This is a genomic window from Curtobacterium sp. NPDC087082 (assembly GCF_044745045.1).
GTDB lineage: Bacteria > Actinomycetota > Actinomycetes > Actinomycetales > Microbacteriaceae > Curtobacterium.
On the sequence record NZ_JBIUZN010000002.1, the window covers coordinates 58,059 to 74,150 of the forward strand.

At 70.2% G+C, this 16,092-nt stretch carries 12 protein-coding genes; 5 read left to right on the forward strand and 7 right to left on the reverse strand.

What is annotated here, in order from left to right; translation table 11 throughout:
* Nucleotides 1-18: 18 nt before the first annotated feature.
* The 7 genes from ACIPEP_RS05615 to ACIPEP_RS05645 form a co-directional block, all read right to left on the reverse strand.
* Nucleotides 19-939: a carbohydrate ABC transporter permease gene (locus tag ACIPEP_RS05615; RefSeq protein WP_070417845.1), complete on the reverse strand. Its 921-nt coding sequence runs from the start codon at nucleotides 937-939 to the stop codon at nucleotides 19-21.
* Nucleotides 932-1,900, reverse strand: coding sequence for a carbohydrate ABC transporter permease (locus ACIPEP_RS05620; RefSeq protein WP_070417844.1), 969 nt, complete (start codon nucleotides 1,898-1,900; stop codon nucleotides 932-934). The genes ACIPEP_RS05615 and ACIPEP_RS05620 overlap by 8 nt, the downstream gene beginning before the upstream one ends.
* Before the next feature lie 105 nt (nucleotides 1,901-2,005).
* Nucleotides 2,006-3,244 carry a sugar ABC transporter substrate-binding protein gene (locus tag ACIPEP_RS05625; protein WP_229085756.1) on the reverse strand — a complete coding sequence of 413 codons (1,239 nt, stop codon included), beginning with the start codon at nucleotides 3,242-3,244 and terminating at the stop codon, nucleotides 2,006-2,008.
* Between the two features lie 184 nt (nucleotides 3,245-3,428).
* Nucleotides 3,429-4,763, reverse strand: coding sequence for an enolase C-terminal domain-like protein (locus ACIPEP_RS05630; RefSeq protein ID WP_309777024.1), 1,335 nt, complete (start codon nucleotides 4,761-4,763; stop codon nucleotides 3,429-3,431).
* Nucleotides 4,764-4,939: 176 nt separating this feature from the next.
* The gene (locus ACIPEP_RS05635) at nucleotides 4,940-7,288 is read right to left on the reverse strand and encodes a hypothetical protein (protein ID WP_402716721.1); all 2,349 of its coding nucleotides are present in this window, start codon (nucleotides 7,286-7,288) and stop codon (nucleotides 4,940-4,942) included.
* Nucleotides 7,289-7,296: 8 nt separating this feature from the next.
* Nucleotides 7,297-10,320: a hypothetical protein gene (locus tag ACIPEP_RS05640; protein WP_402716722.1), complete on the reverse strand. Its 3,024-nt coding sequence runs from the start codon at nucleotides 10,318-10,320 to the stop codon at nucleotides 7,297-7,299.
* 92 nt (nucleotides 10,321-10,412) lie between these two features.
* Nucleotides 10,413-10,898: a glutathione peroxidase gene (locus ACIPEP_RS05645; protein WP_402716723.1), complete on the reverse strand. Its 486-nt coding sequence runs from the start codon at nucleotides 10,896-10,898 to the stop codon at nucleotides 10,413-10,415.
* A 70-nt stretch (nucleotides 10,899-10,968) separates the two neighbouring features.
* Here ACIPEP_RS05645 and glmS point away from each other — a divergent pair, with 70 nt between their 5' ends.
* The 5 genes from glmS to tsaE are packed head-to-tail and all read left to right on the forward strand — an operon-like array spanning nucleotide 10,969 to nucleotide 15,967.
* The gene (glmS, locus tag ACIPEP_RS05650; RefSeq protein ID WP_402716724.1) at nucleotides 10,969-12,816 is read left to right on the forward strand and encodes a glutamine--fructose-6-phosphate transaminase (isomerizing); all 1,848 of its coding nucleotides are present in this window, start codon (nucleotides 10,969-10,971) and stop codon (nucleotides 12,814-12,816) included.
* A gap of 7 nt (nucleotides 12,817-12,823) precedes the next feature.
* On the forward strand, nucleotides 12,824-13,204 hold the full coding sequence (locus ACIPEP_RS05655) for a holo-ACP synthase (RefSeq protein ID WP_229085749.1): 381 nt from the start codon (nucleotides 12,824-12,826) through the stop codon (nucleotides 13,202-13,204).
* Entirely contained in the window at nucleotides 13,201-14,304 is a 1,104-nt protein-coding gene (gene alr, locus ACIPEP_RS05660; protein WP_402716725.1) for an alanine racemase, read from the forward strand. The genes ACIPEP_RS05655 and alr (ACIPEP_RS05660) overlap by 4 nt, the downstream gene beginning before the upstream one ends.
* Nucleotides 14,301-15,461, forward strand: coding sequence for an alanine racemase (gene alr, locus ACIPEP_RS05665; protein ID WP_402716726.1), 1,161 nt, complete (start codon nucleotides 14,301-14,303; stop codon nucleotides 15,459-15,461). Before alr (ACIPEP_RS05660) ends, alr (ACIPEP_RS05665) begins: the two co-directional genes overlap by 4 nt.
* Nucleotides 15,462-15,508: 47 nt before the next feature.
* Nucleotides 15,509-15,967 carry a tRNA (adenosine(37)-N6)-threonylcarbamoyltransferase complex ATPase subunit type 1 TsaE gene (tsaE, locus tag ACIPEP_RS05670; RefSeq protein ID WP_402717066.1) on the forward strand — a complete coding sequence of 153 codons (459 nt, stop codon included), beginning with the start codon at nucleotides 15,509-15,511 and terminating at the stop codon, nucleotides 15,965-15,967.
* Nucleotides 15,968-16,092 lie beyond the last annotated feature (125 nt).

Here is a 16,092-nt window from a genome sequence, read left to right on the forward strand (position 1 = left end):
TTTCACGAGTACAGCACGTCACCGGCCGCCGAGGCCGCTGGTGACGATGCCCTTGACGAGGTGCTTCTGCAGCAGGACGAGGAGGATCACGGTGGGGAGCATCGAGATCACCGAGGCCGCCATCACGAGGTTCCACTCGGACCCCTGCTGCCCGAAGAACTGCTGCAGGCCGAGCGGGATCGTGCCGTGGGCCTCGACGTCGTTGACCACGACGAGCGGCCAGAGGAACGAGTTCCAGTAGGAGATGAACGAGAAGACCGCGAGCACGGCCATCGTCGGCCGGGCGAGCGGCAGCATCACCGAGACGAAGGTCCGGATGGCGCCGGCGCCGTCGACGCGTGCTGCGTCGTCGAGCTCCTGCGGCACGGTGAGGAAGAACTGCCGGATCAGGAACGCGCCGAGCGCCGTGAACGCCCACGGGACGATGAGCGCCTGGAAGGTGTCCACCCACCCGAAGCCCTGCATCATCACGTACATCGGGATGACGAGGACGTCCTGCGGGATCATCAGCGTCACCAGGAAGAGCAGGAACACGGTGTTCCGTCCCCGCCAGCGCAGCCGCGAGAACGCGTACCCGGAGAGCACGGCCACGACGACGTTGATCACGGTGCCGGCAGCCGCCACGAAGATCCCGTTCAGGATGAAGCGGGCGAACGGCAGGTAGGTGAACGCCTGGACGTAGTTGTCCCACTCGAGCGAGCGTCCCCAGAGCGTCGGCGGCGTGGTGAACACCTGGTCCGCCGGCTTGAGGCTCGTCGCCACCATGTAGATGAGCGGCGAGACGAAGAGCAGCGCGACGAGGCAGAGCAGCGCGTAGCCGATCGCGTGCCGGAGCCGTCCGGGCCGGGGTGCCGAGGCGGTCCGGGGCACGGACCGCGGGTTGACCGTGCGGTTCGACGTCGTGAACCCGCTCGTGCGGGGCTTGGTCAGCTCACTCATAGTGCACCCACCGCTTCTGCCCGAGGAACTGGACGGCCGTGATCCCGAGGATGATGACGAACAGCACCCAGGCACCGGCGGAGGCCAGCCCGAGCTGCTGGTTCTGGAAGCCCGTGTTGTAGATGTACTGCACGAGGGTCTCCGTCGCCGTGCCCGGTCCGCCCTTGGTGAGGACGAACGGTTGCACGAACACCTGGAACGAGGTGATCAGCGTCATCATCGTGGCGAAGAACACCGACGGCGAGATGAGCGGGAACTTGATCGCCCAGAACGTCTGCCACGCGTTCGCGCCGTCGAGCTGCGACGCCTCGATCTGGTTCTCGGGCACGGCGTCGAGCGCCGCCGAGAAGATGAGCATGTTGTACCCGAAGCCCTGCCAGACGCTCATCGCGACGATCGCCAGCATCGCCCAGTGCTCGTCGGCGAGGAAGTTCGGCGCGTGCACGCCGACCGTCGACTGCAGGGAGGCGTCGATCGCGCCGCCCGGCTGGTAGAGCATCCGCCAGACCACGACGTTCGCGACGATCGGCGTGATGGTCGGGATGAAGAACAGCACGCGGAAGACGTGTCGACCGGCGATCCGCGGCGTCAGCCAGGCGGCGAGCCCGAGCGACACGACGAGGTTGAGCGGCACGTACAGCACGACGAACAGGGCCGTGTTGAGCGTCACCGTCCGGAACACCGGATCGGCGAAGAGCCTGGCGTAGTTCTCGATGCCGGCGAAGCTGCGCTCGCCGAGCATCGGCCAGTTCATGAAGCTGACGACGAGGGAGGCGATGATCGGGAACGCCGTGAAGACGACCAGCCCGATGGAGTGCGGCGCAGCGAAGGCGGCGCCCCACCACGAGCGCCGACCGACGACGCCGTCGGCGTCACCGCCCTTGGGCCGGGGCGTCGCGGTGCCCGTCGCGACCGCGGTCGCGACGGCGGGGACCGCCGGTGGATCCTGGATGGTGGTCATGCGACGACCTCCTCGTCGTTCGCGGGTGCTTGCTGTCGGGGTGGCGGACTGGAGGCGCGGGGCGGGGTCGGCCCGCGCCTCCAGTCCGTCAGTCGGTCGCTTCGGTCACTGCGTGCCGAGCTGGCCGGCGATCGAGGACATCGTGTCCTTGCCGGACGTCTGTCCGTTGACCGCCTGGAGCGCGTACTGCGTGAAGAGCTGGCCCAGCTGGTCGCTCTGCTTGTTGCCCGGGAGCGGCGAGGACTTTGCGAGGGCCGCCTTGAGCGCGGTCTCGGCCCCGTCGATGCCGGCGCTGGAGTACCACGCGTCCTGCGCCGCGGTGCGGGCCGGGAAGGCACGCCCCTGCTCGGCGAGGGACGTCAGGACCTTCTCGCTGGTCATCGTCTGGACGGCCTTGAACGCCTGCTCCGGGTACTTGCACTGCTTCGAGACGCCGAAGCCGGAACCGGCGGCGAAGGTCGACGGGCCCGAGGTCCCGGCCGGCAGCGTCGTGACGCCGAGGTCGAACTTCACCTTGGCCTTCTGGCTGATCAGCGACCACGGACCGTCCGTGTACATCGCGACCTTGCCGGCGGCGAAGTCGTTGCCGGGCGTCGAGGTGTCCGACGACGCCTGGGTCGCGTAGCCCTTCTTCACCAGGCTCGCGAGCCAGTCCAGGCCGTCCGCGAACTTCGTGTCGGTGGCGTCGATCTTGCCGGCCTTCGTGATCACCCGGCCGCCGTTGTAGCCGTAGATCATCGACTCGAGGTTGAGGTCGCCCACGGTCGAGCCGAACTCGGTGATGCCCTTCGCCTTGAGCGCCTCGCCGGCCTGCTCGAAGTCGTCGGTGGTCCACCCGGGCTCGGGGTCTGCCACGCCGGCCTGCTTGAAGAGGTCCTTGTTGTAGAACATCAGGATGGGCCCGGTGTCGTACGGCAGACCGTAGAGCTTGCCGTCGACCTTCATGCCGTCGAGTGCCGTGCTGTCGTACGCCGACAGGTCGAGGCCGTCTTTCTTCGCGAGGTCGTCGAGCGACAGGAGCGATGACGTGTAGTTCGCCGCGCGGAGCGACTGCATGCTCACGATGCACTGGGCGCTGCCGGCGCTGAGCTGCGTGCTGAGCTTCGTGAAGTAGTTCTCGAACGGGGCGCCCTGGATCGTCAGGGTGATGCCGTCCTCGCTCTTCACGGTGTCGGCGACCTTCTGCCAGGCGGCCTTGTCCTCCTTCCCGGCGATCCACATGGACCAGGTCATGGCGTCCTTGGACTGGCTGCCGCCGGCACTGCTGCCGGAGGAACAACCAGCGAGGACGAGCGCGGTGGCGGCGGCTGCCGCCAGCCCCGCGACGATTCGGCGTCGGTGCATCGGAGTCTCCACTTCGTCGTGGTGATCAGGGTGGGGGGTTCGGTTCGGGAGGAACGTGGTGCGGGTCAGGGGCGTCGGACGTCGCGATCGGGGTGCGTCAGCCGACGCGGACGGGGTCGGGGTGCGTCAGGCGACGCGGACGGGGTCGGGGTGCGTCAGGCGACGCGGACGGGGTCGGTGTGCGTCAGGCGACGCGGACGGCGTCCGGGACGCTCGCGTCGACGGCGGCCCAGACCGGGCCGTCGGGGAACGCGTGGTCCTCGAGCGTGGCGGCATGCATCTCGGTGCCCGCGCCGGGAGCGGTGGGCGGCCAGTAACGGCCGTCGTGCACGTCGACCGGTGTCACGAAGTGCTCGTGCAGGTGGTCGACGAACTCGATGCAGCGGGTGTCGAGGTCTCCGGTGAGCGCGACGGCGTCGAACATCGAGAGGTGCTGCACCGCCTCGCACAGACCGACCCCGCCGGCGTGCGGGCAGACGCGGACGCCGTACTTGGCGGCGAGGAGCAGGATCGCGAGGTTCTCGTTCACGCCGGCCACCCGTGTGGCGTCGATCTGGAGCACCGACATCGCGTCCGCCTGGATGAGCTGCTTCGCGATCACCCGGTTCGCCATGTGCTCCCCCGTCGCCACCGGGATCGGTGCGATGCGGCGGGCGATCTCGGCGTGTCCGAGGACGTCGTCGGGGCTCGTGGGCTCCTCGACCCACGCGATGTCGAACGGGCGGAGCCGCTCGATCCACGTGACCGCCTCGTCGACGTCCCAGCGCTGGTTGGCGTCGATCGCGATCCGGATGTCCGGACCGACCGTGGCGCGGGCGATCCCGAGCCGTCGGACGTCCTCGTCGATGTCCCCGCCGACCTTGAGCTTGATCTGGGTGAAGCCCTCGTCGACGGCCTCGCGGCAGAGGCGGGCGAGCTTCTCGTCGTCGTAGCCGAGCCAGCCGGGGGTGGTGGTGTACGCGGGGTAGCCCTCGTGCTCGAGGCGGCGTCGGCGCTCGGCACGGAGCGGTACGGCGGCCTCGAACAGCTCCCGTGCGTCGGCCGGGGTGATGGCGTCGGAGAGGTACCGGAAGTCCACCAGGTCGACGAGCTCGTCCGGGCTGAGGTCGGCGAGCAGCGCCCAGAGCGGCTGCCCGGCGCGCTTCGCCCGGAGGTCCCAGAGGGCGTTCACCACGGCGCCGATCGCCATGTGCATGACGCCCTTCTCGGGCCCGAGCCACCGGAGCTGCGAGTCGTGGACGAGTGTGCGCCACGTCCCGCCCATGTCCGCGAGGACCGATTCGGCGTCCGCGCCGACGACGTGCTCGCGGAGGGCGGCGATCGCTGCTTCCTGCACCTCGTTGCCGCGGCCGATCGTGAAGACGAAGGCGGTGCCGACGTGCCCGTCCAGGGCGTCGGTCGCGATCTCGACGTAGGCGGCGGAGTAGTCGGGCGCCGGGTTCATGGCGTCGGATCCGTCGTGGTCCCGGGAGGTCGGGAACCGGACGTCGCGGACGCGCAGACCGGTGATGCGGCTCATCGTGTCTCCTACCCGTTCGGTCTCCGTCGACCGAACGGACTCATCGAAACATCCGATGTCTCTGCTGTCAAGGGTCTTCTCGTTCAGGTTTGCGCCGGGATGCGCGGTGAGTCGTCCGATGAATGCGGATACGCCCCCGCTCCGGAGTGGAGCGGGGGCACATCCGGGTGATCCGGTTACCGCGCGTGCAGGGTGAAGGTGACGTCCTTCGTGCCCGCGGACTTGAGGGTGCGCGTGAAGGTGTCGGTGGTGATGACGGCACCGGTCGTGTACGACCACTTGCCGTCAGCGCCGGCGATCACGTGCATCAGGTACTTCGACCCGGAGTAGACGTCGACGCGGGCCTTCGGTGCCGCGGTGCCCTCGATCAGTTGCTTCTGCCCCTTGGCGAAGGTCGTCGTCGACACCGTGATCGGCGCCGCCTGCTCCTGCTCGGCAGCCGTCAGCGTGAACGTGACGTCCTCCGCCCCCTCGGACTTGAGCGTCCGGGTGAAGGTGTCGTCGGTGATGACGGCGCCGGTCGTGTACGACCACTTCCCGTCAGCGCCCGCGATCACGTGCATCAGGTACTTCGACCCCGAGTAGACGTTCACCCTCGCCTTCGGCGCGGCCGAGCCCTCGATCAGCTGCTTCTGGCCCGTCACGAACGTCTTCGTCACCACCGTGATCGGCGGCGTCTGCGGCCGTTCCGACGGGTTGATCGTGCCCTGCAGGGTCCGGAACTGCCCGCCGTCGCCGAAGCCGATCACGATGATGGGCGTCCGTCCGGTGAGCGGCGCGCCGCTCGTCGCCACCCAGTTGCCGTCCGCGTCGGCGATCACGATCTTGCCGTTCGTCGGATCACCGGGCAGCCCGCGGAAGTGCACCACGGCGAATGCGTCGGACGTCCCGCGGATCGTGGCACGCTCCCCGATCACGAACGACTGGCCGTTCGCGAACGCCAACGGGCGCTCGACGACCTCGAGGTCCGGGTCCGCGGTGACGGTGCGGGTGACCGAGGAGCCCGCGACCGTGAACGTCAGCTCGTACCGATCGGCCGTCGCGGCACGGTCGGAGGACGCGATCGCCCACGCGCCGTCGACGTCCGCCACCACCGAGTCGGTCCGCGACGGTCCCGAGGCGGACGGCAGCCCGTCGACCGTGATCCGGGAGAACGGCAGGGCGGTGCCGGACAGACCGACGGTCCCGCCCGGCACGTACGTGAGTCCTCGTTCGACCGCGAAGGCCTCGAACTCCCCCTCGCGCGGAGCCTGCTCGACCACGCCGGTGACCACCGGGCTCAGCGCACCGTGCTGCAGCCCCTGGACACGGACCTGGAACCGACCGGTCACCGGGTCAGCGCTGGTGGCCGTCCAGTTGCCGCGCCGATCCGTCGTTACCCCGTACCCGAGCGCCCGGCCGGGCAGCCCGTCGACGCGAACGCTCGTGTTCGCATCGGCGGTGCCGGTCACGGTGACGACCTCGCCGTGGACGTACGTCTGGCCCTCGGTGACCGTGACGTCGCGCTGCACCGGGACGAAGGACTCGTCTGCCGTCGCCCGCTCCGACCGCGACGATCCGCCGACGGTGAAGGTCAGGTCGTAGCGGTCGGCGGTGGCCGATCCCTGCGGCGTCAGGAGTCGCCACGTGCCGTCGTCGTCCGCGGTGAGGCGACGCGTCGTCCCGACCGCGGGTCCCCCGTGCCGCTCGGGGAGCCCGTCGACGGTGATGACGGAACCCGGCAGCGCTTCGCCCAGCAGCGCCAGGCGGCCACCAGGGGCGTACCGCAGGCCGTCGTCGATCGTGAACGCCTCGAACTCTCCGGGCAGCGCTTCCTGCTCGATGGACCCCTGCACCCAGCGGGTCTGACCGAGACCCAGTCCCCGCGCCTCGAGGAGGAGCACACCGGACGCCGGCTGCTCGCTCGTGATCGACCAGTCGCCGTTCTCGTCGGCCTTCGTGCCGGTGCCCGGCTCCCCGGGCTTCCAGCCGGGCAACCCGAGCACAGCGACGGACGAGTACGCGTCCGCCGTGCCGGTCAGCGTGACCGCCTCACCTCGGACGAACCGCTGACCCGCCGGGATCGTGAGCTCCCGCTCGGAGAGTCGGTAGCCGTCGGTCGCACGAGTGGTGACGTCGATCGACCTTCCGCCCGAGGCGACGGTGAGGTCGTACGACTCGGCGAGCGCCGACCCGGGAACGGTGAACGCGATCCACTTGCCGCTCTGGTCGGACCGCACCGTGACCGGTCGGTCGATCGTGCCGCTCTTGCGGGGGAGCCCGGTGATGGTGACGTCGGCGTTCGGTGCGGCCGTGCCGGTCAGGCCGAGCCGGTCCCCCGGCGCGTACTCGAGGCCGTGCGTGACGGCGAGCGCGGCGGTCGTGTCCTGCTGGGCTGTCCGCTCTGCGACCTGCGACGCGGCGACCGGTCCGGGTGCGGCCGTCGCCGGCGCTGCGGGGAGGGTGACGAGGCCAGCGAGGACCGCGACGGCGATCGCACCACCGGCGCAGCGTCGGGCAGTGTGGTTCTGCTTTGGCTGTTGCATGTGCTGGCTCACTTCGCGTTCAGGGTGAACATGACGTCGTCCGTCCCGGCCGACTTGAGCGTCCGGGTGAACGTGTCACCGGTGATCGCTGCACCGGTCGTGTACGACCACGTCCCGTCCTCACCCGCCACGACGTTCATCAGGTACTTCGACCCGGAGTAGACATCGACGCGAGCCTTCGGTTCAGCCGTGCCCTCGATCAGCTGCTTCTGCCCCGTGACGAACGACGTCGTGGACACGGTGATCGGTGCTGTCTGCTCCTGCTCGGCAGCCTTCAGGGTGAAGGTGACGTCGTCCGTCCCGGCGGACCTGAGGGTGCGCGTGAACGTGTCACCGGTGATCGCGGCGCCGGTCGTGTACGACCACGTTCCCGCCTCGTCGGCGACCACGTTCATCAGGTACTTCGACCCGGAGTAGATGTCGACCTTCGCCTTCGGCGCCGCAGTGCCCTCGATGCGCTGCTTCTGGCCCTGCACGAAGGTCGTCGTGGTCACGGTGATCGGCGCCGTCTGCTCCTGCTCGACGGCGGTCAGCGTGAACATCAGATCCTCGGCACCCGCGGACTTGAGTGTCCGCGTGAACGAGTCACCGGTGATCGCGGCGCCGGTCGTGTACGACCACGTGCCCGCATCGTCGGCGGTCACGTTCATGAGGTACTTCGACCCGGAGTACACATCGACGCGGGCCTTCGGCGCCGCCGTCCCCTCGATGCGCTGCTTCTCACCCTTGACGAACGTCGTCGTCGCCACCGTGATCTCGTTCGCCGGGGCCTCGGCCGCCGCTGTGAAGGTCGTCTCGACCTCGTGGTCGTTCACCCCGAGCAGCCGGAGCGTGAAGGAGTCCTGCGCGACGAAGGTGGGGCTGATCCGGAGGGACCACGTGCCGTCCTTCCCGACGGTGAGCTCCGGGTCCGAGATGTACCTCCCGTCGAGCCAGTACCGGATGTCCGTGTCGGCGAGGCCGGTCCCCCGGAGGGTCAGCTGGTCACCCTTCGTGTAGGTCGTTCCCGACGTGATCGTCACCGGCGTCGGCTCGGAGTCCGGGTCGGCCGTGAAGGTCGTGGTCGTGTCGTGCCCGCTCACGCCGACGAGTCGGAGGGTGAACGAGTCCTGTCGGGCGAACGTCGGGCTGATGGGGAGCTCCCACTTCCCGTGCTCGTCGACCGTGACCGGTGCAGAGGAGAGCGCGTCGTTCACCCAGTACTGGATCCGCGTCTCGGCCAGCCCGGTCCCGGCGATCGTGAACGGGTCGCCCTTCCGGTACTCGGTCCCCGACGTGATCCTCACCGGCGTGATCTCGGCGTCCGGATCGGCGGTGAACGTCGTCGTGCTGTCGTGCCCGTTGGCGCCGACGAGGCGGAGCGTGAACGCATCCTGGTTCGAGAACTCGCTGGAGATCGGGACGGCCCAGTTCCCTGCTCCGTCGACCGTGAGCTTCGGGTCCGGCACGTACGCGTCGTTGACCCAGTACTCGATCGTGGTGTTCGGCAGCCCGGTGCCCGTGATCGTGAACGGATCGCCCTTCGTGTACACCGTGCCCGACGTGATCGTGACCGGCGTGACGCCGGCATCGGGGTCCGCGGTGAAGGTCGTGGTGGTGTCGTGCCCGTTGACGCCGACGAGGCGCAGGTCGAACGTCTCGCCACCGGTCCGCGACGGCGGGAGCATGAGCGTCCAACGCCCGTCAGCGTCCGCCTGCAGCTCGGGACTGATGCCGGGGACGCCGTCGACCCAGTAGTGGATCCGGGTCTGCGGCAGGCCGGTCCCCGTGATCGTCAGTGGATCGTTCCTCGTGTACGAGGTCCCCGACGTGATGACCACGGGGGTGACCTCGGCATCCGGGTCGGCGGTGAACGTCGCAGCAGTCTCCTGCCCGTTCAGACCGGTGAGGTCGAGCACGAACGAGTCGGCCGTGGCGAACGCAGCACCGATGGGCAGTGTCCACTGCCCGTGCTCGTCCACCTCGAGTCGCGGTGCGGAGACGAGCTTGCCGTCGATCGCGTAGTGGATCGTCGTGCTCGGCAGTCCGGTACCGGTGACCGTGAACGGCTCACCCTTGGCGTAGGACGTGCCGGACGTGATGGTGATCGGCACGGGCTTCGCGTCCGGGTCGACGGTGAAGGTCGTGGTGCTGTCGTGGCCGTTCTCCCCCACGAGCCGGAGTGCGAACGAGTCGCGCGCGGTGATGCCCGCACTGATCGGCAGTGACCAGCGGCCGTCGGCGTCGATGTCGATCTCCTCCGGCCCCGGAGCGCCGTCGATGAAGTACCGGATCGACGTGCTTGCCGACCCGGTGCCCGTCACGGTGAGCGGTTCGCTCGTCGTGTACGTGGTCGAGGACGTGATCGCGACCGGAGTCGGCTGCGCGTCGGGGTCGGCCGTGAACGTGGTCGTGGTGTCGTGGTCGTTCGCACCGCGCAGACGCAGCGAGAAGGAGTCCTGTCCGGCGAACGCCGAGCCGATCGGCAGCGACCAGGTTCCGTCCCTGCCGACCTGGACCCGCGGGGACGAGATGTAGCTGTCGTTCACCCACACCATGAGGTCCGTGTTCGGCAGCCCGGTGCCGGTGATCGTGAAGGGCTGACCCTTGACGTAGTCCGTGCCCGACGTGATCGTGACCGGGGTGCGCTCGGCGTCCGGGTCCGCCGTGAAGGTCGTCGTCGAGTCGTGTCCGTTCTCGCCGTACAGCCGCAGCGTGAACGAGTCCATCGAGCCGACGAACGCGGCGCTCAGGTCCAGCGACCACAGCCCGTCCGAGTCGGTCGTGAGTTCCGGGTCGGGGACCAGATCGCCGTTGATCCACACGCGGATCGTCGAGTCCGGAATGCCCGTACCGGTGATGGTGAGCGGGTCGCCCGTGACGTAGGTCGTGCTCGAGGTGATCGTCACCGGGGTCGTGGCGCTGTCGGCGCTGCTGGCGACCGAGGCCGCCGCCTGTGCGGGCGCGGCCGATGAGAGCGCCGGACCGCTCAGGAGGACGAGGCCAGCGACGCCGAGCGCACAGGCCCGGGCGATCGTGGATCGTGGGTGCATGGGAGAGTCCTTCCTCGGGGGAGGACTCGAATGTAGTATTTCCGTCTGAAGTACGGCACCGTGCGATTGCTACCGCGCCGAGCGCCGACGGATCAGGCGGGCAGCGCTGCCTCGATCGCGGCGATCACCTGCGGTGCATCCGGCTTCGTCGTCGGGCGGAACCGCGTGACCGTGCCGTCCGGGGCGACCAGGAACTTCTCGAAGTTCCACGTGACCCGCCCGGCCTTGCCGTCGGTGTCCGGGGTCTCCTTGAGCGCCTGGTAGAGCGGGTGGGCGCTCTTGCCGTTCACCTTGACCTTCTCGGACATCGGGAAGGTGACGCCCCACGTGGTGGAGCAGTACTCGTCGATCGCCTCGGACGAGCCGAGCTCCTGCAGGAACTGGTTGCTCGGGAAGCCCAGGACCGTGAAGCCGCGGGGCCCGTACTCCTTCTGGAGCGCCTCGAGCTGCTCGTACTGCGGAGCGAGGCCACAGCGCGACGCGACGTTCACGACGAGCACCGCCTTGTCCGCGAACGCCCCGAACGTGGTGTCCTCACCGTGCAGCGTCGTGATCGCGATGTCGTCGAAGCGTCCCATGTCCCAAACGTTATCCCCAGCCCTGCTGGTTCGCAGGGTCGTCGTCCAGCCAGACCGTAGGATCGTCCCCATGTGTGGAATCGTCGGCTACGTCGGCAGCAACAGCAGCCAGGACGTCCTCCTCGGTGGTCTCCGTCGGCTCGAGTACCGCGGCTACGACTCGGCGGGCATCGCCGTCGTGGACGGGTCGCACGAGCTCGCGTCGGCGAAGAAGGCGGGCAAGCTCCAGGCCCTCGTGGACGAGCTGGAATCGCACCCCATCGCCGACGGCGGGACGGGCATCGGCCACACCCGCTGGGCGACCCACGGCGGCCCGACCGACGGCAACGCGCACCCGCACCTGGCCGACGGCGGCAAGCTCGCCCTCATCCACAACGGCATCATCGAGAACTTCTCCGAGCTCCGCGCCGAGCTCGAGGCCGAGGGCGTCGAGTTCCTCAGCGAGACCGACTCCGAGGTCGCGGCACACCTCGTCGCCCGGTCGTTCCGCGCGACCGGTGACCTGACCGCCGCCATGCAGCAGGCCGTGCAGCGGCTCGAAGGGGCGTTCACGCTCCTCGTCGTGCACGCCGACCAGCCCGGTGTGGTCGTCGGCGCCCGTCGCAACTCCCCCCTCGTGGTCGGCCTCGGCGACGGCGAGAACTTCATGGGCTCCGACGTGGCCGCGTTCGTGGCCTACACGCAGCGCGCCCTCGCCATCGGGCAGGACGAGATCGCCACGATCCGCCCCGACGGCGTCGACGTCATCCACTTCGACGGCACCCCGGCATCGCCGAGCGAGTTCGAGGTGAACTGGGACGCCTCCGCGGCCGACAAGGGCGGCTGGACGTCGTTCATGGCGAAGGAGATCAGCGAGGAGCCCGAGGCCGTCGCGAAGACCATCCTCGGCCGCGTGCACGACGGCGCCGTGACGCTGACGGACCTCGACCCGATCGCCGACCGCCTCGCGCAGGTCGACCGGGTCATCGTCATCGCCTGCGGCACCGCGGCCTACGCCGGCATCCTCGGCAAGTACGCGATCGAGCAGTGGGCCCGCGTCCCGGTCGAGGTCGAGCTCGCGCACGAGTTCCGCTACCGCGACCCGGTGCTGGACGACCGCACGCTGGTCGTCTCTATCAGCCAGTCCGGCGAGACCATGGACACGCTCATGGCCGTGAAGTACGCCCGCGAGCAGGGCGCCCAGGTCCTGTCGATCTGCAACACCCAGGGCGCCACGATCCCCCGCGAGTCCGACGCCGTGATCTACACGCACGCCGGGCCCGAGGTCGCCGTCGCGTCGACCAAGGCGTTCATCGCGCAGGGCGTCGCGCTCTACCTCCTCGGGCTGCACCTCGCCACGCTGCGGGGCACCCTCACGGCCGAGCAGATCGCCGAGCAGGTCGCCGAGCTCGAGGGCCTCGCACCGAAGCTGCAGCAGACCATCGACGACGCGTCCGGCATCAAGGACCTCGCCCGCTGGATGGCCGACACCCGGAGCGTCCTCTTCCTCGGCCGCCACGTCGGCTACCCGATCGCGCTCGAGGGTGCCCTCAAGCTCAAGGAACTCGCCTACATCCACGCCGAGGGCTTCGCCGCCGGTGAGCTCAAGCACGGCCCGATAGCCCTGATCGAGCCGGGGCAGATCGTCTTCGTGATCGTCCCGTCGCCGCGCGACCCGCGGTCGCTGCACCCCAAGGTCGTCTCGAACATCCAGGAGATCCGCGCCCGCGGCGCCCGGGTGATCGCGATCGCGGAAGAGGGCGACGCCGCCGTGCTGCCCTTCGCCGACGAGGTGCTGCGCATCCCGCTCGCGACGCCGCTGTTCGAGCCGCTGCTCGCGGTCGCACCGCTGCACATGTTCGGCATGGAGCTCGCCGCGGCCAAGGGCCTCGACGTCGACCAGCCGCGCAACCTCGCGAAGTCGGTCACCGTCGAGTAGTCGCACGATGATCATCGGCATCGGTGTCGACGTGGTCGACCTGGAACGGTTCGAGCGGGTGCTCGACCGGACGCCCGCAATGCGCACGCGCCTCTTCACCCCGTCGGAGCTCGTCCGCGACGGGGAACCCCGGCCGATCGCGTCGCTGGCCGCGCGGTTCGCGGCGAAGGAAGCGCTGATCAAGGCGTTCGGGTCGAGCGCCGGGCTGAGTTGGCAGGATCTCGAGGTCGTCTCCGACGACCAGCGGAACCCGTCGCTGACGCTGCGCCAGGGGGCGCGCCAGGTGGCGGACGGGCGCGGGGTGACGAGCGTGCACCTCTCGCTCTCGCACGACGGAGGGATCGCGACGGCGTTCGTGGTCCTCGAAGGAACAGGGGAATCTGCGTGAGCGCGTTCACCGGCATCACGGTCGATCGGGAGGCGCTGATCGCCAACTACGCGACCGTCGCCGAACAGGTGGCACCGTCCGGCGTCATCGCGGTCGTCAAGGCCAACGGCTACGGCCACGGCGCAGCGGAGTCCGCGCAGGCCTTCGTGGACGCCGGCGCGGAGTGGCTCGGCGTCGCGGACATCGACGAGGGGATCGCCCTCCGCCACGCAGGCATCGACGAGGGCGTCCGGATCCTGGCGTGGCTGCACGCCCCCGACGAGGACTTCCGTCGCGCCGCGCAGTACGGCATCACGCCGGCGGTCTCGAGCGTCGACCAGCTCTCCGCAGCCGCCGACTCCGAGGTCCCCGCGGTGCACATCTGCGTCGACACCGGCCTGAGCCGCAACGGCGCGGTCGAGTCCGAGTGGGCCGAGCTCTTCGCCACCGCCGGTCGCCTTGCCCGCAGCGGCAACCGCACCCGCATCGAGGGCCTGATGTCGCACCTGGCGAACGCCTCCCGCGCCGACGACCTCGACCAGGACGCCGCCCTCCAGCGCGCGCTCGACGGTCTCGCTGCGAACGGCATCGTTCCCGACATGGTGCACCTCGCCGCCAGCGCCGCGAGCCTCGCCGTCGCGGAGACCCGGCACGACGTCGCCCGGGTCGGCCTCGCGCTGTACGGCCTCAGCCCGTTCCCCGACCGCACCTCGGCCGACCTCGGGCTCCGCCCCGCGATGCGCGTGACCGCCGCGGTCCTCCGGACGGTCCCGGTCCGTGCGGGCGAGGGCGTCAGCTACGGCTACACCTGGCGTGCGACGACGGACACCCGGCTCGCGGTGATCGGGCTCGGGTACGCGGACGGCTTCGACCGCGACTTCGGCAACCGCGTCTCGGTGCGGATCGGCGACCGCACCTTCCCGGTCGTCGGTCGCGTGGCGATGAACGCCATGCACGTCGACATCGGCGACGCCGACGTCCGGATCGGCGACGAGGCCGTGCTCTGGGGCGACCCGGCGAACGGCGACCCCGCGGTCGAGGACTGGGCCGCCGCAGTCGGCACGATCAACTACGAGGTGGTCGCCCGGGTCGGCCGCAGCGTCGAACGGAGGACCTCGTGAACGCGCCGCTGCGCCGAGCCCAGATCGACCTCGACGCCTACCGCGCCAACCTCGACCTGGTGCGCGAGTGGATGGAACCGGTCGAGCTGATGGCGATCATGAAGGCCGACGCCTACGGGCACGGTCTCGAGCCGATCGCCCTCGCTGCGGTGGACGCGGGCATCCGGTGGATCGGCGTGCTCACGGTCCCCGCGGCCCTGCGTCTGCGGTCGATCGGCGTCGGCGAGGACGTCCACCTCTTCACGTGGCAGCACGACCCCGCGCTGGACTTCCGCGACGCGATCGACTCCGCCGTCGACCTCGGCATCTCGAACGTGCCGGAACTGCAGCGGGTGATCGACGCCGTCGACCAGCGTCCCGCCCGGGTGCACCTCGGCTTCGACTCCGGCCTGCACCGCGACGGTTCGACGCCGGACGACTGGCCAGCCCTCGTGACCCTCGCCCGTGACGCCCAGCGTGACGGGCGCATCGAGGTCGTGGCCGCCTACACGCACCTCGCCGAGTCCTCCGACGACGAGGACGCCTCCGCCGTGGCGCTCTTCGACGACGCGGTCGAGCAGGCCGACGACCTCGGCCTCGACATCCCGACGGAGCACGTCGCCGCCTCGCTCGCCGGGCTCGAGCGCAAGGAGTTCCGCAAGGACATGGTCCGGATGGGCGCGAACCTGTTCGGCATCCCCGGTGCCGACGGCGTCTCGGCGGCCGACCTCGGCCTCGAGCCCGTGATGACCCTGACCGCCTCGGTCGCGAAGACGAAGCGCGTGCCCGTCGACACGGGTGTCTCGTACGACTACACGTACCGCACCACCGCCGAGACCACCCTCGCGCTCGTCCCGGTCGGCTACGCGGACGGCGTCCCGCGGCTCGCACAGGGCCGCATCGAGGTCGCGATCGGCGGCACGCGCTACCCGATCGCCGGTCGCGTCGCGATGGACCAGTTCCTCGTGGACGTCGGCGACGACGACGTCCGGGTCGGTGACACCGTCGTGCTGTTCGGCACGGGTGAGCACGACGAGATGACGGTCCTCGAGTGGGGTGACGCGCTCGGCACCATCGGCGAGGAGATCGTCTGCCGGATCGGCACCCGGGTGCCCCGCGTCTACGAAGGGCACCGGGTCGAGGGCCACGTCGCCGAGTACCTCCGGGGCGAACGGTGACCGACTCCCACGTGCTGCTCGACACCACGGCCCGGACCACCGAGGAGATGGGTGCACTCGCCGCCCGACTCGCGGCCGTCCTCCGCGCCGGTGACCTCGTCGTCCTGACCGGTCCGCTCGGCGCCGGCAAGACCACCCTGACCCGAGGGCTCGGCGCAGCGCTCGGCGCCCGCGGGCAGGTCTCCAGCCCGACGTTCGTCCTCGCCCGGACACACCCGACCTCGGCCGGGCCGGACCTCGTGCACGTCGACGCCTACCGGCTGTCCGACCCGGTGGAGCTCGACGACCTCGACCTCGACTGGGACGCCTCGATCGTCGTCGTCGAGTGGGGGCGCGGGTTCGTCGACGGCATCTCGGACAGCGTCCTCGACGTCGAGATCGTCCGCGCGACCGGTGCCGACGACACGGTTGCCGGTGACGACCTCGATCCGGACGACGTCCCCGACGAGCCGCGCCGTGTGGTCGTCACCGCCTCCGGCCCACGCTGGGCGGACGCCACGATCTGACGGACAGGAGGCGGGGGGGGGGGGGGGGGGGGGGGGGGGGGGGGGGGGGGCCCCCGGGCGGGGGGGGGGGGGGGCGGGGGGGGGGGGGGCGGGGGGGGGGGGCGGGGGGGGCGCCCCCCCCGCCC

Coding starts and splice junctions, on each gene's coding strand:
- ACIPEP_RS05615 (WP_070417845.1), bottom strand. CDS start 939: ATGAGTGAGCTGACCAAGCCCCGCACGAGCGGGTTCACGACGTCGAAC.
- ACIPEP_RS05620 (WP_070417844.1), bottom strand. CDS start 1,900: ATGACCACCATCCAGGATCCACCGGCGGTCCCCGCCGTCGCGACCGCG.
- ACIPEP_RS05625 (WP_229085756.1), bottom strand. CDS start 3,244: ATGCACCGACGCCGAATCGTCGCGGGGCTGGCGGCAGCCGCCGCCACC.
- ACIPEP_RS05630 (WP_309777024.1), bottom strand. CDS start 4,763: ATGAGCCGCATCACCGGTCTGCGCGTCCGCGACGTCCGGTTCCCGACC.
- ACIPEP_RS05635 (WP_402716721.1), bottom strand. CDS start 7,288: ATGCAACAGCCAAAGCAGAACCACACTGCCCGACGCTGCGCCGGTGGT.
- ACIPEP_RS05640 (WP_402716722.1), bottom strand. CDS start 10,320: ATGCACCCACGATCCACGATCGCCCGGGCCTGTGCGCTCGGCGTCGCT.
- ACIPEP_RS05645 (WP_402716723.1), bottom strand. CDS start 10,898: ATGGGACGCTTCGACGACATCGCGATCACGACGCTGCACGGTGAGGAC.
- glmS (WP_402716724.1), top strand. CDS start 10,969: ATGTGTGGAATCGTCGGCTACGTCGGCAGCAACAGCAGCCAGGACGTC.
- ACIPEP_RS05655 (WP_229085749.1), top strand. CDS start 12,824: ATGATCATCGGCATCGGTGTCGACGTGGTCGACCTGGAACGGTTCGAG.
- tsaE (WP_402717066.1), top strand. CDS start 15,509: ATGGGTGCACTCGCCGCCCGACTCGCGGCCGTCCTCCGCGCCGGTGAC.